Source organism: Candidatus Omnitrophota bacterium (assembly GCA_040755155.1).
GTDB lineage: Bacteria > Hinthialibacterota > Hinthialibacteria > Hinthialibacterales > Hinthialibacteraceae > JBFMBP01.
This window is the reverse complement of the sequence record JBFMBP010000135.1, coordinates 38,399-56,927: the sequence shown is the minus strand read 5'-3', so window position 1 is coordinate 56,927 and position 18,529 is coordinate 38,399. Positions and strand designations below refer to the sequence as shown.

Below are 18,529 nucleotides of genomic sequence, written 5' to 3'. Positions count from 1 at the left end.
AAACAAGTTAGAGTGGGTCGGCATCCTACCTGATATTTATATGTTTAGCATAGCATACCTACAGTTTTTGTCAAGAAAAAACCAACGGGCGGCAAGGCAAGGCGAAGCCTGCCTTTGATCTTACGCGAAGGGTGATCTTAAACCAACTATTTTTACAATTAAACATATCCGTAAACAAAGGAGAAGCGCGTGTTTGCAGGCTTGCTTGAGTGGACGAAATCGCTGGTAGTGCAGGGGGGAGAGATTACGCATAACGCCGTAACGGCGTTGTGGTGTCTGGCGTTCGCGGAATCGTCGTTTTTTCCCATCCCGCCGGATATTCCCTATATTTTCATGGGTGTGTTGAAGCCGGAAAAAGCGTTTTTCCTTGCGTTCGTCTTGACGACAGGGTCGGTTTTGGGCGGGGCGTGCGGCTATGCGATCGGGCTGTACGGCGGACGTCCTTTAGTGGAATGGCTGGTAACGACTCGTTTCATCGGACGCATCTTTACCCATGAAAAATTCGAGATGGTGGAGGCGATGTACCAGAAATACGACGTCTGGGCGGTGTTGATTGCAGCGTTTACTCCCATCCCCTATAAAGTCTTCACCATCGGCGGCGGCCTATGCCGCATCCGCTTTTGGCCGTTTATGCTGACGTCGCTGGCGGGCCGGGCGGGAAGATTTTATATCGTCGGCTTTTTGCTCTATTACTTTGGCGAGAAGGCGCAATTTTTGTTGAAGAATTTCGATCTGTTTTTAGCGGCTATGCTGGCTCTAGGAGTATTGGGCTTCGTCGCCTTGCGGTATATGAAGCCGGCGGCGAAGAGCGAAGAAATTTAGATAGGATGCGCCGTGAAGTGGTTTTTTTCCGTGAAATCCTATAGAATCCATGAAATCCGTGATTCGAAAATTTCGTGAAATTCGAGCCATTTCGCGTTTTCGTGATTCGAAAACGTAAAAAAAATGAAACGTTCCATCGAGCAAGTCCTCCGCGTAAAGGAGTATTAGTCCATGCCTGAGCCGTACGGTTATTTGAGTTTAACGCTGCACGCCCATCTGCCCTTCATCCGCCATCCGGAACATGAGGAGTTTTTGGAAGAAGATTGGCTTTTCGAGGCGATGACGGAAACGTATATCCCGCTGCTGGACGCTTACGAACGTATGGCGGACGATGGAACCTTCTTTCGCGTTACCATGTCGATCACTCCGCCGCTGGCGGAGATGCTGGCAGACCCGCTGTTGCAGGAACGCTACAAAAGACGCATGGAAAAACAGGCGGAATTGGCGGAAAAAGAAGTCCACCGCACATCGCAAAAATCGATGGCCGAATTCCACGGCGCCGCCAAAAAGCAGCAAGATGACGTTCTGCGGGCGCTGTCCGTCTTTCGCCGATGCCATCGCAACCTCGTGGAAGGCTTCAAGCGGCTGCAGGACGCCGGAGCCTTGGAGGTTATCACCTGCTGCGCCACGCACGGCTTTTTGCCATTGATGAACACGTCCAACGCCAAGCGGGCGCAGATTCTGACGGCGAAGAAGAATTACGAAAAGCACTTCGGACGCCCGCCGCGCGGCATCTGGCTGGCGGAATGCGGCTACGAGATCGGCGCCGACGAATTTCTGGAAGAGGCGGGCATCCGCTTCTTCTTCATCGATTCCCACGGCATCCTCTACGGCGCTCCCCGTCCCAAGTACGGCGTCTATGCGCCCATTTTGTCTCCCTTCAACGTAGCCGTCTTCGGGCGCGATGTGGAATCCTCCAAACAAGTGTGGAGCCGCGATTCCGGCTATCCGGGGGATGTGGAATACCGCGAATTCTACCGGGATTTGGGCTACGATGCGCCCTACGAGTACATCCGCCCCTATCTCCACCACGACGGAATCCGCCGCAATATCGGCTTCAAATACTACCGCATCACCGGCGAGGTAGACCTTTCCGAAAAACAGCCGTATCGCCCCGCCATCGCCCGCGAACGCGCGGCGGAACATGCGGGAAACTTCATGTTCAACCGCCAGCACCAGGTCGATTATCTGCGGCAATTCTTAGACCGCCCTCCCTTGATCGTCGCCCCCTACGACGCCGAACTGTACGGGCATTGGTGGTATGAAGGGCCGCAGTTTTTGGAATATCTATTCCGCAAAATGGCTCACGATCAGAAGGAGATCTCCGCGATTACGCCCAGCGAATATCTGGAGCGCCATCCCGTGCTGCAATCGGTGCAGCCCGCCGCCTCGTCATGGGGCGATAAGGGATTCTACGAAGTGTGGTTGAATGGGAGCAACGACTGGATTTACCGCCACCTGCACGAATGCGAAGGGCGCATGGTCGAATTGGCGAAAAATCATCCCGCCGCGCAAGGCGCCGCCGAGCGCGCGCTCAACCAGGCGGCGCGGGAATTGCTCCTGGCGCAAAGCAGCGACTGGGCCTTCATCATGACGACGGGCACGGCGGTTTCCTACGCCGTGCGCCGCACCCGCGAACATGTCTATCGCTTTCATACGCTCTACGAACAAATCAAGAACAACCAAATCGACGATGGATTTCTGCGCGATTTGGAATGGAAGGATTCTATCTTTCAGGAGATCGATTATAGGGTGTACGCTTGAGAATAGGGGAGTGAATGCAAAAAAAGAGATATGCTGCTTGCCATATCAAGATAGACTTGGACGAATTTACGAGTTATGGATTATAAAGGACAAATGGAGGTAATCCGGTGGCTACTGTTTCCATCCCCATGTGGAACAATCAAGGCGTATTACCGCCTATAAATACCACCAAACCAACATCCACTGATCGGTCGCCCTATCTGGTATCTCTTACAGACCTTATTCTTCGGTATACGACATCGATTGAACGTAAAGATATTCTTTTGGGCTTCTTAAGATTCCGCTCGGTGCTTCATGCGGTTGGACTTAACATAGGATTTCAGTGGATTGATGGAAGTTTCCTCGAGAACGTTGAATTAATTGAAAATCGCAGTCCCCATGATTTGGATGTGGTTACATTTTACTTCCTTCCACATGGCCAAACGCAACAGAATTTGTTTTCTGCAAATCCCCATATATTCACTCCCGCAATCAGCAAACTGGCATACCAGATTGACGCTTACTTTGTACAATTGAATCAAGGAAGACGAGAAAACTTAGTCAGGCAATCGGCTTATTGGTATAGCGTCTGGTCTCATCGGCGCAACGATCTATGGAAGGGTTTCTTGCAAGTCGACTTATCTCCAGTCGAGGATCAGACTGCCCAAGCCAATCTCATCGCTATAACAAATATAGGAGGAAAACCATGAACCTCCATGAATACCAACGACTTCAAGCGGAACGCGGCGAACTGGATAAGCTTTTAGCGCAGACGCCCGAGACGGATGCGATCGATCGCATGAGCCTTCAATCCCGCAAAGATTCTATAGAAAAAGTTCTTGCAACTGTTCCAACTCCAATACGAGAACCGGTCCGCGCGAAACTCACGTTTCGAGGAAAACCCGTTGTAAAAAGTTACGGCATTCTTGCCGAGTTCGGCGCGTTGGCAGTAAATCGATTCGCAGATGCGATTGCCGCTTTCGCCGCCAGCATGGCAGGTCCGCTCGGCGCTCGCGGCGCTATTCCCAATCGAGACGATTTTCAGCTTCTAATAACGGGAACCGCATTGGGTTCTTTTGGTTTCGAATTGGAAGAACGCGCCAAGGACGGAGAAATGTATTTTGAAGAATTTTCCAGTATTGAACCGGCAATAGATAAAGCAAGCGCTTTGATGAAAGCTTCCCTTGGTTCGGATGACGACTTGGCTGACGCTGCATCGGATATCGATCCCCGCGCATTGATTTCTTTACGCGATTTTCTTAGAACGCTGGTTGAACATGAAGCCATTTGCTCACTTGAGTATAAAGATAAATGTTTCCGGTTTTGCGATTCTGGCGAAGTGCGCCGGAGCCAGGAGCGGCTAAGCCAAGACAATATTCGCGAAAAAGAAGAGCAAATTGAGGGGGCTTTTCAGGGCGTTTTGCCAAAGAGACGAACCTTCGAGTTTAAACTATCGTCCACGCAGGAGATTATTGCCGGAAAAGTTGGGGCGGGCATAGCAGACGCCGGCGTAATAAATCGCATTCTAAATCAACCCACCAAAATTTGCGTACATACAACTTGCGTAGGAACTGGGCGTCCCCGATACGTTCTTCTAAAGTATGAAGAACCATCCAGTCTGGAATAGTGAAGCAATAGATTCCGGATGAAAGGAATATTTAATTCATCGATGATTTTCCGCGCCATGGCTAAAGCGTCTTTACCATCGACAAGTTCCACTTGTTGATTTCTCATTTCCTCTCTGCGTCTTTTTACGATATCCAGATGAAGACGCTCCAACTCAGGATTGACGTGAGTTTCCAAGTATTCGACGATGCGTTCGGCCAAGTCGGCTTTGGACTCGTCGGGCAGTAGCATGGCCTGCTCATAAATTTCATCGAGAGAGACTGGCATCTTTTTTCTCCAGAAAATGGGAAGATTCCATTATTATAAGTTTTGATCTCTTATCCCGCTTTCCAAACAATTCTATCCAGTTTAACCGCCATCCCTCAACGCCGTTATGGCGGGATGCTCTCCGCAGACGGGGCATTCTTTATCCCGCGGAACATAAACGCGCCGGAAATTCATCTCCAAGACGTTGAACGTCAATAGCGTCCCAATTAATGGCTGGCCTAAGCCGATGAGATATTTAATCGCTTCCGTCGCCTGGATCGCGCCCATGATTCCCGGCACGCTGCCCATAATCCCCGCCGCCGCGCCGGTGGGGATCAATCCGGCAGGCGGCGGTTCGGGAAAGACGCAGCGGTAGCACGGCCCCACGCCGGGAACGATGGTCATAATCTGCCCTTCGAAATGGAATACGCCCGCATGTACCAGCGGCTTCTTGGCCATGACGCAGGCGTCGTTGGCCAGAAAGCGGGCGGGGAAATTATCCGTGGCGTCGATCACGATATCGTAAGGCTCGATCAAATCCAAAATGTTTTTCGCATTGACGCGCAGCCGATGTTGAACGACGCGTACGTCGGGATTCAGGTTCGCCAATTTCTCGGCGGCGGATTCCGTTTTAGGCCTGCCGATGTCTATCGTCGTATGCAGGATTTGCCGTTGCAGGTTGGAAAGGCTGACGATGTCGTCGTCGGCGATGCCCAAGGTTCCCACGCCCATCGCAGCAAGATAATACGCCGCCGGAGACCCGAGACCCCCCGTCCCGATGACCAGCGCTTTGCTCTCCAACAATTTCAACTGCCCCTCTTCGCCGATGGGGGGAAGAATAATGTTGCGCTGATAGCGCTCGAGTTGTTGTTCGGTAAGATGGTCCATGATCTTTTGTCCTAAAAGTAGTGATTAGTGACAAGTTGACAATGTAGCGGACGTTAAAAAAGAAAAGAGGTTAATTTTGATCGCCGTTTGAATCACGAAGACTCGAAATAAAAAAGAAAATCACGAAAAAAAATGGAAAAACAATTGGCGAAAAGGATCGCTCCTTGAGAAGGTTTTTTCCGCGGAATCTAAAAGAATCCGTGATATCCGTAATCCAAAAATTTCGTGGCTTTCGATCTGTTTCGAGATTTCGCGATTCAATACGTTAAGCAAAATAACTCCATCCACTAATTTATCGCGCGCAGCATGAGTGATTAAGAAAAACTCTATATTAACCGAAAAGGAATGCGAATAAAAATCTTAATGTTGTTATAATGTAGGAAAGCATAACCGGAAGGAGCGTATAGGACGCAAAATCATGAATCCTCAAGTGCAACTGGATCGCGAAGCGATAGCGGCGTTTTGCCGAAAGTGGCGGATTCGAGAGATGTCGCTTTTCGGATCGGCCATCCGGGACGATTTCGGCCCCGACAGCGACTTGGATTTTCTAATCAGTTTCGAGCCGGACGCGCATTGGGATTTGTTCGATTGGGTGGATATGCGCGAAGAACTGATAGCCATGACGGGCCGCGATGTGGATATCGTCGCCAAGGAGGCGTTGCGCAATCCCTGGCGAAAGCGAGAGATATTACGGAAGTACGAGGTGCTCTATGCGGCCGGATGATAAGGATATGTCTCGCTTGTGGGATATGATGGATGCGGCGCGGATGGCTGTAGAATTCACGCAGGATTTGTCTTATGAGTCTTTTCTTAAAGATAGAAAAACTCGAAGCGCCGTGGAGCGGAATCTGGAGATTATCGGGGAGGCGGCGCGATGCATGTCCTTAGAAACGCGTGAAATTTGCCCCGATATACCCTGGCGATCAATCATCGCTCTTCGCAACATAATTGCTCATGAATATGGAGAGATATTCTATGAAAATTTATGGACTATATGTAGGGACAAGCTGCCTCAATTGATTAAGCGAATTGAAGCGTTGGGCGCCGATGATCTTCCGGAGGATGAGGATCAGTAAGCATTCTTTTTTTTGTGTACGATAAGGATGTCTTCAGCGATTAATCCGCTGTGTAAAAGGGATGGAATGCATTAATCAATTCGTTATCTCCCTTATATTATGCCCATGTTATCAAGATTTCTCCCGCGTCGATTGCGGTACCTGCCAGGTGGATGGCGTCTGGCCCGCTAAAGCGCGGACAAGCCCCCAAACCGCCGCCGCGTGCATAATCAGGAATTGGGCGAGCAGCGTAAAGGGGCGCGTCCAGCGCGGAGCGGAGGCTCGGCGCATCCATCCCAAGCCGATCAACGAACCCGCAAGCCATAGCAGCCCCGCATAGAAGACAAATAAAGGAAACGTTTGCTCGCGCAGAAACCAGGCGCAAATGAAAACCGCCAAGGCCAGAGGCAGCGTAAACCAGCGCAAGAATTTATGGGAGAGAAATTCCCACAAACGAAAGGGTGTTTTTATCATTACCGGCAACAAAACCCAAAAGCCGCGCAGTCCCCGCGCTACGATGCGAGAGGTGCGGCGCAACTCTTCCCCCACGCTGGCGTGGGGCTTTTCGAATCCCACGCATTGTTCTTCGAAGAAAACATAATAGCCCGCCGCGCCGACGCGGGCGGGAATTTCCAAATCGTTGGCAATGCGGGGATCGAGAGCGTCAATGAATCGCCGCCGAGCCAGCAGCAGCGAGCCGCCGCCGACCAGCACGGCGCCCAGGCGGCTTTCCGCCCGCTTGAGGCCGTTTTCGTAGCGCCAATACAGGCCGGTTCCGCGTCCGACGGGATTCCATTCCTTCTCATGAGAAAAAATCAATTGCCCCACCACGGCCCCCGCGCGGAGATCGTGAAAATGGCGCACGGCGGTTTTGACGCAATCGGGATGAAGCACCGTGTTGGCGTCGGTGTAGAAGAGAATCTCCCCCTTGGCTTTAGGCAGCAGCGCATTGAGCGCCGCATTCTTTCCTGCGTGAGTATCGAGAATCAGGCATTCTAGAAAAGGGCAATTCGCTAGAATCTCATTGGTGCGGTCCGTCGAAGCGTCTGACGCCGCGAGGATTTGCAGTTTATCCGGCGGATAATCGATGCGGCGAAGGCTTTCGAGTTTCTCCGGCAGCGCCATCTCTTCGTTGCGGGCGGAAAAGAGAATCGTTACCGAGGGGCGATGGGAATCGTCGGCGGAATGATCTACGGGCATAAGCCGAGATAGGATATGCAGAACCACGGCGTATCCAGCGTAGATGTAAACCAGGAGGCCGAGACCTCCCCAAAATATCGCGGCGTGTAAATATTCCATAACTCGCGGCGGAACCTTGCTTTCATATTTCGGGGCGGCCGACAATAGCCGCCCCGCCCCGGCGTCAGTAACATTCTATGGGCATTCGGCGGACTTGCCGCCAACGCACTTACAATGCCACTTTTTTCGACAGCGTATGGCAGGCGCTCTTGATGCCCGGATAGAGCGAGCGATAGACGGCGTAGTAGTCGTCGTATTCCTTGGCTCGCGCCGCATCCGGCGCCGTTCGCTCCACGACGGAGATAATCGCGTCGCAGGCTTCGGGGATCGAGGAATATACGCCTGTTCCTACGCCCGCCATGATGGCCGCGCCGAAAGCCGGACCTTGATCCGAACCGATGGTCGCGATTTCGCATCCGTAGATGTCGGCTTGCAGCTGCTTCCAGAAAGCGCTCTTGGCGCCGCCGCCGGTGGCCCGCACTTCCTTGATCTCCACGCCCAGCGATTTGGCGATTTCGAGGGAGTCGCGCATGGCGAAGGTAATGCCTTCAAGAACGGCGCGGATCAGGTGGCGGCGCTGATGGCGGATAGTGAGGCCGATGAAGCCGCCGCGCGCGTGGGGGTCTTTGTGGGGCGTGCGTTCGCCGGTCAGGTAGGGCAGAAAGATCAGCCCTTCGCTGCCGACGGGCGCTTGGCCCGCCTGTTCGGTGAGGATGTCGTAGGGATCGCGGCCCGATTTTTCCGCTTGGGCGCGTTCGCTGTCGGCGACTGTGTCGCGATACCAGCGCAGGGACATGCCTGCCGAGAGGATGACGCCCATTAAGTACCAAAGATTGGGGACGGAGTGGCAAAACGTATGCGCGCGGCCTTCGGGATCGGTCTGGCAGGTCTTCGATGGAGCGAGAATGACGCCGCTGGTTCCCAGCGAGGAGAGCATCCGCCCTTCCACAACGACGCCGGTGCCGGTAGCGCCGCAAGCATTGTCGGCGCCGCCGCCTACGACGGGCGTTCTCTCTTTCAAGCCCGTTTGCGCCGCGACGCTGGCGGTAATGGTTCCGATGACGTCGGTCGATTCCTTCATGGGCGGCATCCACTCGCGGGGAATGCCTAGCGCGTCCAGAATTTCATTGCACCAGCCGCGTTCTTTGACGTTGAATAGCAGCGTTCCCGCGCCGTCGGAGACTTCCATCGCCATTTCGCCAGTCAAGCGAAAACGGATGTAATCTTTAGGCAGGCAGAGCGTGCGCGTGCGCTTGAAATTTTCCGGCTCGCGGTTTTTGAGCCAGACGGCTTTGGGCGCGGTGAAGCCAGTCAAGGCGGGATTGCTGGCTAGTTCCAGCAGCCGCTGTTCGCCGATGGTTTGCGTAATTTCTGCGCAGGCGTCGGCGGTGCGGTTGTCGTTCCATAATATGGCGGGGCGAACGACTTGGTTTTTCTCGTCGAGGAACACGGAGCCGTGCATCTGGCCGGAAAGTCCAAGGCCTTTAATATCGCTCGCGGGAACACCGCTCTTGCCGACGACGGTTTTTAAACTTTCGATCGTCGCTTTCCACCAATCCTCCGGTTCCTGTTCCGTCCAGCCGGGATGAGGCGTATGCAGCGGATATTCTACTGTACAACTCGCCAACGCTTTGCCTGCTTCGTCGAAAAGAACGGTTTTCGTTCCCGACGTTCCCACGTCGATTCCGATTAGGTAAGCCATGAGATGTTCTCCCTTGAATGGTTGATCGCAACCGTTAATGTATAATATTGTCCTCGGCGGATGGAAAAGCCGATGGATTCCCGAATTATGGCCTTATCCATAAAGATATCATAGAGAGACCATGAAAAGCAATAAAGACAATGCAGTGGACGGGTAGTAGAATGATGGACTACGCTTCGCTTTGAGCCTATCCTGCAAAACTTGAAGAGGATGGAAGCGAATGATAAAATTCTTTTTCTTTATATCAAGCGCCTTAATCCCATTGAATCGGGTGGATGCGTTGATTGGCTGGGTGGCAAAGGCAAGGCGAATCCTGCCTTTGATCTTTTCGCGATAAGCGGCCGGGTTGAAATTTTTTTTTCGGCGTTTCGACATTCTGTATAGATAGGCGGGGCAAATACCATGAAATTCAAAGTGCTAGTCAGCGATCCGCTTTCCCAAGAAGGCATCGACATTCTCCAAAGCCATTCCGACGTTCAAGTGGACGTAAAAACCAAACTGCCGCCGGAAGAGCTGAAGAAAATCATCCACGAATACGACGCGCTGATTATCCGCAGCGGGACGCAGGTTACAGCGGACATCATCGAAAAAGCCGATAAGTTGAAAGTCATCGGCCGGGCCGGAGTGGGTATCGACAACGTCGACGTCAACGCCGCCACCCAGCGGGGCATCATCGTCATGAACACGCCGGGAGGCAACACGATCTCCACGGCGGAACTGACCTGGGCCAACCTCATGTGCCTGGCGCGCAACGTCTCCCAAGCCAACATCTCCCTGCGCGAAGGGAAATGGGACCGCAAGAAATACACCGGCGCCGAAATTTTCGGCAAGACGCTGGGAATCATCGGCCTGGGGCGCATCGGATCGGTCGTCGGCAGCCGGGCGTTGGCGTTTGGCATGAAAGTATTGGCTTACGATCCCTTTACTTCCGACGAACAAGCGAAAAAAGCGGGCTTCGAACCTGTCAGTCTGGACCGTTTGTATGCGGAATCCGATTTTATCACCGTTCATACGCCGAAGAACAAAGAAACAACTCACCTATTGAACGATCAGGCTTTCGCCAAAATGAAGAAGGGCGTACGGATTATCAACTGCGCCCGTGGCGGGATCATTGACGAAGAAGCGCTATTGCGGGCGCTGGAAAGCGGCAAATGCGCCGGCGCGGCGTTCGACGTTTTCGAAGTCGAACCCCCGCCGCCGGATCATCCCCTGGTTCGCCGCGAAGATTGCGTTTGCACGCCCCACTTGGGCGCCTCCACGGAGGAAGCGCAAACCAACGTCGCCATCGATATCGCCCGCAACGCGCTGGACGCCTTACGCGGCGGCGAAGTGCGCAACGCTTTGAACATCCCGGCCATCTCTCCCGAACTGCGCGCCGTTTTGGGTCCCTATATGAATCTTGCCGAAAAAATGGGCATGTTCGCCGCGCAATATCTCGGCAAACACGTCAACAAGATGGAAGTTACCTACTCCGGCCCCCTTTCCGCCCATGACACCTCCTTCCTGACCGTCGCCGTCCTCAAAGGCTTGTTGACGCCGATGATGACGGAAGTGGTCAATTACGTGAACGCTCCCATCCTGGCGGAACAACGCAACATCGCTTATTCCGAAACCAAATCGCCGAAAGCGGACGGTTACAAGAACCTGATTACGGTGAAACTTCTTTCCGACGACGCGATCGTGGAATTGTGCGGCACGAACTTCGGCGACAACGACCCCCGCATCGTCATTGTGGACGGCTTCCATATCGACGCCAAGCCGTTCGGCAATATCCTCTTCTTCAAAAATCACGACGAACCCGGCGTTATCGGCCACGTCTGCACCGTTCTCGGCAAGAACAACATCAACATCGCCGATATGACGCTCGGACGCCAGGAGCGCGGCGGTTTCGCCGTAACAGTATGCAATGTCGACGCCTCCGTCCCGGCAAGCGTTTTGGACGAATTGAAATCGCTGAAGACGGTGAAAGAAATCCGCTGCATCGATTTATAGCTCATGCCGTTTGCCATTTGATTTGAGGTATAGCCCACATCATTGATGGGCTGATCTTTACCCACAAGCATTGAGGAATAATGAATGCCTGAATCGAGATTGCAAAGAATAAAGGATGGCCAGATTGGGAAATCAACCCGCCGTTAAAACAGCTATTATCGTTAGCCCCTTTCAAGGGGCATTTGATAAGAGCCTTTCAAGGCTGGGATGGAAAAACGCATAGGTACTCCATAGAATCCAAATCATCCATGAAATCCGTGATTCAAAAAATTTTGTGAAATTCGCGCCCTTTCGTGGTTTCGTAATTTATATGAGGTCCTCTTGTCCGATTCTTCCTCCCTGCGCATTGGCCTTATCCCGTTTATCAACACCATGCCGCTCGACTATTATCTGCCGCAGACGCTGCCGCAGGCGCAATTCGTCCGCGACGTTCCCTCCCAGCTGGCGCCGCTCTTGGCGCGAGGCGAAATCGACGCCGCCTTGCTCTCTTCCATCGAGCTGCTGCGGCATCCGGAGTACGGCTATATTCCCGGGATGGGCATCTGCAGCGAAAACCATGTCGCCAGCGTATGCCTCTTTGCAAAAGGCGAGCCACAAGACGTTAAGACAGCCGCCCTGGACAACCGTTCGCTGACGTCCTCGATTTTGCTTCGCGTTCTCTATGCGGAATATTGGCGGCGGCAGCTGCAATGGATTTCCTACGCGCCGCCGGTGGAAAACGGTTTGCAAATCGCCGACGCGGCGCTGGCGATCGGCGACGCCGCTTTGGAATACGGCGGCGAGGAAAGGCGCATCGATCTGGGAGAAGTTTGGAAGCGATTTTCCGGCTTCCCCTTCGTCTTCGCCGTATGGATCGTCCGTCCCGGCTTGCCTCCCGAGTCCATCCGGGCGCCGTTCGCGGAAGCCAAACGCTTGGGAATGGAAAATCGGCGGCGCCTGGCCGCTGTCTGCGCGGAAAAAGGCGTAAAAGACGCTGCGTTTTATTATAACTATCTCACCCAAAACGTAGGCTACGATCTCGGCCCCAAAGAACAACAAGGAATGGAGTTTTTCTTCCAAAAGGCGAAGCCTTTTTTGTAAAAAAAGCGACTTATACCAGTTTACATTAAGATTGTTGTTTTTAAAATTCCTCTCCCAAGATTGGGAGAGGTTAGGTGAGGGTTGATATAACTAGACTTATAATCCCCTCACCCTGACCCTCTCCCAGAGGGAGAGGGAAATTATAGGTAACAATCTAAATGCAGTTTGGTAATAGAGACAGGGGGACTGTGAGACAGGGGGATGGAGCTCCCAGTCTCCCAGTCTCAAAGAGTGGGATTAAAAGCATCCAACGCCGCCCGTATTTTTTGCAAAAGATTCATGGGCATGAACGGTTTCTGCAAAAAGATAATGCCTTCGTCCAACATTCCTTGATGCACAATGGCGTTTTCCGTATATCCGGACATGAATATGACTTTGATCTGCGGATACGCCGTTTGAATGAGGTCCGACAACTCCCTTCCATTCATTTCCGGCATGATCACATCCGTCAGAACCAAGCGAATCTTGTCCTTGTTTTGTTCGCAGATTTCGAGGGCTTTCATCCCATTTTCGGCTTCGAGAATCGTATAGCCATATTCGCGCAGCGATCGGCATACCATGCTTCGAACGATCTCTTCGTCTTCCGCCACCAGGATGGTTTCCGTACCTTGAAGAGTATCCGGAATGATCTTTTCCGATACTTCTATTTCCTCCGTTTCGCCGATCCGCGGAAAATAGATCTTGAACACGGTTCCCTTCCCCAACTCGCTGTAAACCCAAATATGTCCTTTGCTCTGTTTCACGATCCCGTAGACGGTGGCGAGACCCAGCCCAGTTCCTTTTCCTTGCTCTTTCGTGGTAAAAAAAGGTTCGAAGATATGGGATTGCGTCTCCTTGTCCATGCCGCAGCCGTTGTCGCTGACGGCGATCATCACATACGGGCCGGCTTGCACTTCGTAGTGGGTTTGAGCATACGATTGATCCAAAAAGACGTTCGCCGTCTCGATGGACAGTTTCCCTCCCTTCGGCATCGCATCGCGCGCATTGACGGAGAGATTCATAATGATCTGCTCCACTTGCACCCGATCCGCCTTAATGAAATCCAGGTCCGGATCGGGAAGGATAACGAGTTCGATGTTTTCCTCGATCAATCGCTGCAGCATTTTGCCGATGCCCGCGATCAGTTCGTTCAAATTGACGATCTGGGGCTGCAAGATTTGCTTGCGGCTGAAGGCCAGCAGTTGATGCGTCAAGGACGCCGTCCGATCCGCCGCCTTTTTCACTTCTTCGATATCTTGGTAGGCGGGATTTTCGGTCGGAATCTCTTTAAGAGCAAAATCGCAATATCCTTTGATGGCCATGGCCAGGTTGTTGAAATCGTGGGCGATTCCCCCCGCCAATCGGCCTACGGCTTCCATTTTTTGCGACTGGCGGTATTGTTCCTCCAGCATTTTTCTTTCCGTATTGTCGAAAATATACGACCGCACTGCGATCATCTCTCCTTTATCGTTGAAGAGACCGATGTTGTTTTCGATGGTGAATATCGTTTTGCCGTCCACGCGGCGCATCTCTTTTTCGACGCCGAGAATCTGTTTCTTCTTCTGAAGCTGCTGCATAAATTGCTCGCAGGATTGGGGAGTCGGATAGAGTTTAATCATGGTAGTATTAAGAGATTCTTCTTTGGAGCCAAAGCCGAAAATTTGCAAAAAAGCGGGATTGCAATCCATAATCCGGCCATCGGCGCTGGCGATAGCGTCTCCCGTCAAGTCGTATTCGAAGAATTCGCGGTACTTTTGTTCGCTTTCGCGCAAGGCTTTTTCCGCTCGGATGCGTTCTGCAATCTCCTCCGTCAAGGCGGCGGTCCGCTCTTTCACTTTATCTTCCAACCGGCTGTTCAATTTTTGCAGTTCGTTGCGCGCTTGGATCAACTCGCAGTTTTTAAGCACCGCCGTTTCGTAGGTGGAAAGCAGCAGATCGAGAATTTGTTGGCGTTCCGAATTGATGCGGTATTTTTCTCCGGCGAAGTATATATCTATGCCTACCCCCATTTTTTCGTGATGGCGGATGGCCCGGTTGGCCAAAATAAATTGAATCCGGGAAAGCAGATATCTTTCGTCGTAGGGCTTGGTGATGAAATTGTCCGCGCCGCATTGCAATCCTTTGATAACATCTTTGGGATCGGAAAGAGCAGTCAACAGAATCAATGGGATTTCTTTGAGATTCTCGTCCTCCTTCAAGGATTGGCAGAGTTGGTAGCCGTCCATCTCCGGCATAAGAATATCGCTGATAATCAACATGGGCTTATGCTGCCGCGCCATCTCCAGCGCTTGCGTCCCATTGACGGCGTGAAGAACGTTGTAGCCTCGTCCTTCGAGAATGTAAATCAATTGAGCGGCCTGCGTCAGGCTGTCCTCGGCAATCAAGATTTTTTCGTAGTTCGCTTTACTATTTGGGGAAGTCATGATTTTATCCTTACCTCTCTGCTTAATTGCTCCAATGCGGATGCAATTTCCTCCGGCGAAAGGACGGAATGCGCCGCATGAAGCCGGATGGCTTCCCCCGGCATCCCATACACTACGGAACTCTCTTCGTCTTGGACGATGGTCAACGCTCCTTGCTCTTTCATGATTCTTAATTCCTCCGCCCCGTCTTTCCCCATTCCGGTAAGCAGAATGCCGGCGGCATTGGCTCCAAAAACGTTGGCCATGGAGCGAAAAAGGAAAGATACGGACGGACATACGCCATACTCCGCATCTCCCGGGCTGAGATGAATTCGGCCTCGAGATTTCACTCCCATCTGCCATCCATCCGGCGCCAGATAGGCTCGTCCCGGCGCCATCGGCTCGTCCTGCGCGGCGATCTGCGCCGGAAAACCGGTGGTCGAAGAAAGCCATTCCGCAAATCCCGTCAGAAATCCTGGCGCGATATGTTGCACGATAAGGATCGGGAAGGGTAAATCTTTAGGCAGCCGGGATAAAATGGTTTGCAGAACGATCGGTCCGCCGGTCGAAGCGCCGATGGCGGCGGCCCGGATATCCCTCGGCGGCGAAAGCGCCTCCCTCTCGCGCAGCGATGAGAAAATGGGCCGGGAAAGACTTTCCCAAGCAGCGGTTCTCCGCCTCGGCCAACGCCGGATCACTTTCACCTCGGACATCAATTTAACGGTCTGGATCAATTCCTTCGCATTCGCTTCGTGATCGGGATGGCCGAGACCGGTAGGGCGGGCCAGAACGGCGACGGCTCCCGCTTCTAAAGCCCGGAATGTAGTAGCCATTTCCGCTGTATTCCAACTGCCGCTGACGATCACGATGGGAACCGGCGACGTCTCCATGATGCGGCGCGTGGTGTCGAATCCATTCATGCGCGGCATATTGATATCCATCGTAATCACGTCCGGCCGCCGGGCGTTGACGAATTCCAACGCCTCTTCTCCGTTGCGGGCCACTCCAATGACGTCGATCTCCGGATCGCTTTTGAGAATATAAACCAAAAATTCCCGAACGACCGGCGAATCTTCGACGACAAGAAGTTTGATCATCGATCCCTCCCTTCCCCTCAAATCAATCTCCGTATGATTTCTAGCAAATTGCTTTGATCGAAGCTGCTTTTTACGATATAAGCGTTGGCGCCGGCGTCGATGCCCCGCTCCCGGTCTTCCCGGGATTGCAGAGCCGTTACTAAAACTACAGGCATTTCCGCCAATTTCTTCTCGCTGCGGATTTTCGCCGTCAGCTCGAAGCCGTTCATGCGCGGCATATCCACATCGGACACGACCATATTGAATTCGGCAGTGCGCAGCTGGGTAAAAGCGTCGATCCCGTCCACTGCCGTCTTCACTTCGTATCCCGCCGTTTCCAGGATGTTTTTCAACAGCGTGCGGGCGGTAATCGAATCTTCCACTACTAAGATGGATTGTTTCGCTCCCGTTTTCTCTTCGAAAGCAGCCGATGGGATGCCAGGCCGCGTCGCGGCCACCCGTTGCGCCGCCGATTTCATCAAGTCGGAAACGTTGAGGATGGGGACGACTTTCCCCGCGCCCAATATCGTGGCGCCGTCGATGTTTTTGACTCGCGTCAATTGGGGGCCAAGATTTTTTACGAGCACTTCCTGTTCCTCGAGAATCTCATCGACAAGAAAAGCCATCCGCTTCTGGCCGTAATGGAGAAGAACCAATGGAAAAGGACCGGATGCGGCAGACGTGGATGGGGATGGCATTTCCAAAGCTTCGCCAAGACGGACCAAGGAGACCGCTTGTCCGTTCACGGCAATCGTTTCCTGATTTTCCACGGTTCGGATCGCGCCGGGATGAATTCGCAGGACGCGCTCCACATTCGTTGTGGGAAAAACGAAAAATCGTTCGTTCACCCGAACCATTATACCGCGATACGCGGCCAGCGTCATCGGCAACACGATTCGAAACGCGGTTCCCTCGCCCGGACGGGATTCGATCGCAATCGAGCCTCCCAATTCCTCCACCTTTTCCCGCACGATCGCCAATCCCAGGCCGCGGCCGGAAATATCGGTGATGACCGGACTGGTCGATACGCCGGAGTGGAAAATCAAAGTATGAACTCCGGATTCGTCGAGCGCTTCCGCGGCTTGAGAGGAAAGAATCCCCAGTTTGACCGCGGCGGCCTTGACTTTCGCCGCATCGATGCCCGCCCCATCGTCGGCAATGCGCATCTCCACATGGCCGCCGCCGATTTGCGAAATGGCCAGCGTGATGACGCCCCGCGCCGCTTTCTTTTTTCGCAATCGCTCTTTGGGAGTTTCAATGCCGTGATCGATGCAATTGCGCACCATATGCAGGAAGGGATCTTTGAACTCCTCTAGTATTCGCCGATCGATCTCTATCTCCCCGCCTTGAATCGTCAGTTCCGCCTCTTTTCCCTGCTCCCGCGAAAGATCGCGAACCAATTTGGGAAAAACTTCCAGCACCAAATGAAAGGGAAACATGGATGTTTTCTTCATATCCCCCAACAAATTGTCGATCATGCGGCCCAATACCAAGTGATCTTGTTCGAACGCCGCCGCTGAGGCGGCCGTTCGGCTTTCCAACTCTTGGGCATGATGATGATTCCAATCGAGAAATTCTTGCAGTTTCGCCAAATGCCGTTTTTCGGACGAATTCCGGGAATTCGTTTTTTCCCATCCCCGCAGCAAGGCCGAAATCTCAGGATAGATATGGATCCATTCCTTTTTCCAATCGGCCATCAGGCCATGAATCTCCTTCAAGTCCGCGACGCGATGCGCCGCCGCCAGTTTAGCGAAAATCAATTCTTCCGACTGGAGCAGGATCGAATTCAAACGGGCTGTGGAGATGCGCACCGTCTCCACCAGCGCCGGTTTCGGCTCCATAAAGGATGGTGCGCTCTCTGTTGGAACGGGCGGGGATATTTCTCTTTCGGCCTGGCGTTTTTCGGCTTCCGGCATGGAAGGGGGATGGCTTCGCGCCGCGCATTCCAGGTTTTCTAGGATGTCCGCAGCATGAAAACGCTCGCCGGTTTCGGATTCTCCCGTGAAGGTCAGCAGACCGTCCAAAGTATTGATCGCCTCGTGCAGGGCGTCGAACAAGGCGGGGGACAGAACGACAAGATCGCGTTTCAAGGACGAAAATACATTTTCGATCGATTGGCAAAGCGTTTCGATTTCCCCCAAGTTCACCGCCCGCGCCGCCCCCTTCAGGCTGTGCGTCTCCCGGAAAATCGTTTCGATAATCTCCTTCTGCCTCTCGGACGCCGTAGTTTTTTCCAATTCCAACAGACCGGCCGTCAAAGCCTGCCGGTGTTCGGCGGCTTCGATCTTAAAAGTGGCTAAAAGCTTCTTGAAAAATTCTTCATCCTTGGCGTTCATAGAGAATCCTTTGTTACGCAGTTCCCTCCCCTCGTTCTCCGGATTGATCTTTACCCAAAAGTCGAAGGGATGAATCAAGGGCAAAAACGACCTTGCCACCCGTTTGGAATGATGAATGATGAATGATGAATGATGAAAAAAAGCCGGATATTTCAAGGGTAGAAACTACTTTGCCCTTGCCACCCCCCGTTTATTTACCATTCGAGGCTCTAGCTAAATTCATGAAATCCGCTTTTTATTCTCCCCCCAAGATTGGGGGGAGTTAGAGGGGGGTTGATTTTAATAGACTTAAGACAACCCCATCCTAACCTCCCCCAGGTTTGGGGGAGGAATAATGAAATTT

At 52.7% G+C, this 18,529-nt stretch carries 15 protein-coding genes; 8 read left to right on the top strand and 7 right to left on the bottom strand.

Annotation, left to right across the window (positions count from 1 at the left end; all coding sequences use genetic code 11):
- Nucleotides 1-189: 189 nt before the first annotated feature.
- The 4 genes from AB1656_20235 to AB1656_20220 all read left to right on the top strand — a co-directional run bounded on the left by AB1656_20235 (nt 190) and on the right by AB1656_20220 (nt 4,192).
- Complete coding sequence (locus AB1656_20235; protein MEW6237721.1) at nt 190-822, top strand: VTT domain-containing protein; 633 nt, start codon at nt 190-192, stop codon at nt 820-822.
- Between the two features lie 171 nt (nt 823-993).
- A complete protein-coding gene (locus AB1656_20230) occupies nt 994-2,586 on the top strand; it encodes a 1,4-alpha-glucan branching protein domain-containing protein (GenBank protein MEW6237720.1) in 1,593 nt (530 codons plus the stop codon).
- 107 nt (nt 2,587-2,693) lie between these two features.
- On the top strand, nt 2,694-3,275 hold the full coding sequence (locus AB1656_20225) for a hypothetical protein (protein MEW6237719.1): 582 nt from the start codon (nt 2,694-2,696) through the stop codon (nt 3,273-3,275).
- Nucleotides 3,272-4,192 (top strand): hypothetical protein, encoded by a 921-nt coding sequence (locus AB1656_20220; protein MEW6237718.1) that lies wholly within the window; start codon nt 3,272-3,274, stop codon nt 4,190-4,192. The genes AB1656_20225 and AB1656_20220 overlap by 4 nt, the downstream gene beginning before the upstream one ends.
- On the opposite strand, the gene AB1656_20215 is transcribed toward AB1656_20220, so the two are convergent.
- Both AB1656_20215 and moeB read right to left on the bottom strand, forming a co-directional pair.
- On the bottom strand, nt 4,096-4,368 hold the full coding sequence (locus tag AB1656_20215) for a hypothetical protein (GenBank protein MEW6237717.1): 273 nt from the start codon (nt 4,366-4,368) through the stop codon (nt 4,096-4,098). The two genes, AB1656_20220 and AB1656_20215, sit on opposite strands and share 97 nt — an antisense overlap.
- 171 nt (nt 4,369-4,539) lie before the next feature.
- Nucleotides 4,540-5,325, bottom strand: coding sequence for a molybdopterin-synthase adenylyltransferase MoeB (moeB, locus tag AB1656_20210; protein MEW6237716.1), 786 nt, complete (start codon nt 5,323-5,325; stop codon nt 4,540-4,542).
- A 418-nt stretch (nt 5,326-5,743) separates the two neighbouring features.
- On the opposite strand from moeB, the gene AB1656_20205 reads away from it, so the two are divergent.
- Together AB1656_20205 and AB1656_20200 are read left to right on the top strand one after the other, a co-directional pair.
- Nucleotides 5,744-6,049: a nucleotidyltransferase domain-containing protein gene (locus AB1656_20205; GenBank protein MEW6237715.1), complete on the top strand. Its 306-nt coding sequence runs from the start codon at nt 5,744-5,746 to the stop codon at nt 6,047-6,049.
- Entirely contained in the window at nt 6,036-6,401 is a 366-nt protein-coding gene (locus AB1656_20200) for a HepT-like ribonuclease domain-containing protein (GenBank protein MEW6237714.1), read from the top strand. Before AB1656_20205 ends, AB1656_20200 begins: the two co-directional genes overlap by 14 nt.
- A 111-nt stretch (nt 6,402-6,512) precedes the next feature.
- Here AB1656_20200 and AB1656_20195 read toward each other — a convergent pair whose 3' ends face one another.
- Both AB1656_20195 and xylB read right to left on the bottom strand, forming a co-directional pair.
- Nucleotides 6,513-7,724 carry a glycosyltransferase gene (locus AB1656_20195; protein ID MEW6237713.1) on the bottom strand — a complete coding sequence of 404 codons (1,212 nt, stop codon included), beginning with the start codon at nt 7,722-7,724 and terminating at the stop codon, nt 6,513-6,515.
- 64 nt (nt 7,725-7,788) lie between these two features.
- Nucleotides 7,789-9,321 carry a xylulokinase gene (xylB, locus tag AB1656_20190; protein ID MEW6237712.1) on the bottom strand — a complete coding sequence of 511 codons (1,533 nt, stop codon included), beginning with the start codon at nt 9,319-9,321 and terminating at the stop codon, nt 7,789-7,791.
- 402 nt (nt 9,322-9,723) lie between these two features.
- Between xylB and serA the strand changes: the two genes are divergently transcribed.
- Together serA and AB1656_20180 are read left to right on the top strand one after the other, a co-directional pair.
- A complete protein-coding gene (gene serA / locus AB1656_20185; GenBank protein MEW6237711.1) occupies nt 9,724-11,313 on the top strand; it encodes a phosphoglycerate dehydrogenase in 1,590 nt (529 codons plus the stop codon).
- Nucleotides 11,314-11,634: 321 nt separating this feature from the next.
- Entirely contained in the window at nt 11,635-12,393 is a 759-nt protein-coding gene (locus AB1656_20180) for a menaquinone biosynthesis protein (protein MEW6237710.1), read from the top strand.
- Between the two features lie 224 nt (nt 12,394-12,617).
- Here the strand turns inward: AB1656_20180 and AB1656_20175 are convergent, their stop codons facing one another.
- Genes AB1656_20175 through AB1656_20165 form a run of 3 tightly spaced genes read right to left on the bottom strand, consistent with a single transcriptional unit; the run spans nt 12,618 to nt 18,186 of the window.
- A complete protein-coding gene (locus AB1656_20175) occupies nt 12,618-14,795 on the bottom strand; it encodes a response regulator (GenBank protein MEW6237709.1) in 2,178 nt (725 codons plus the stop codon).
- Nucleotides 14,792-15,871, bottom strand: a complete 1,080-nt coding sequence (gene cheB / locus AB1656_20170; protein MEW6237708.1) for a chemotaxis-specific protein-glutamate methyltransferase CheB — start codon at nt 15,869-15,871, stop codon at nt 14,792-14,794. The genes AB1656_20175 and cheB overlap by 4 nt, the downstream gene beginning before the upstream one ends.
- 17 nt (nt 15,872-15,888) lie before the next feature.
- Complete coding sequence (locus AB1656_20165) at nt 15,889-18,186, bottom strand: hybrid sensor histidine kinase/response regulator (GenBank protein MEW6237707.1); 2,298 nt, start codon at nt 18,184-18,186, stop codon at nt 15,889-15,891.
- Nucleotides 18,187-18,529: the final 343 nt, after the last annotated feature.

Bases quoted from the DNA above. Each gene is read 5' to 3' on its own strand.
- AB1656_20220 (MEW6237718.1), top strand. From the start codon at position 3,272: ATGAACCTCCATGAATACCAACGACTTCAAGCGGAACGCGGCGAACTG.
- AB1656_20230 (MEW6237720.1), top strand. From the start codon at position 994: ATGCCTGAGCCGTACGGTTATTTGAGTTTAACGCTGCACGCCCATCTG.
- serA (MEW6237711.1), top strand. From the start codon at position 9,724: ATGAAATTCAAAGTGCTAGTCAGCGATCCGCTTTCCCAAGAAGGCATC.
- cheB (MEW6237708.1), bottom strand. From the start codon at position 15,871: ATGATCAAACTTCTTGTCGTCGAAGATTCGCCGGTCGTTCGGGAATTT.
- AB1656_20200 (MEW6237714.1), top strand. From the start codon at position 6,036: ATGCGGCCGGATGATAAGGATATGTCTCGCTTGTGGGATATGATGGAT.
- moeB (MEW6237716.1), bottom strand. From the start codon at position 5,325: ATGGACCATCTTACCGAACAACAACTCGAGCGCTATCAGCGCAACATT.
- AB1656_20205 (MEW6237715.1), top strand. From the start codon at position 5,744: ATGAATCCTCAAGTGCAACTGGATCGCGAAGCGATAGCGGCGTTTTGC.
- AB1656_20175 (MEW6237709.1), bottom strand. From the start codon at position 14,795: ATGACTTCCCCAAATAGTAAAGCGAACTACGAAAAAATCTTGATTGCC.
- xylB (MEW6237712.1), bottom strand. From the start codon at position 9,321: ATGGCTTACCTAATCGGAATCGACGTGGGAACGTCGGGAACGAAAACC.
- AB1656_20165 (MEW6237707.1), bottom strand. From the start codon at position 18,186: ATGAACGCCAAGGATGAAGAATTTTTCAAGAAGCTTTTAGCCACTTTT.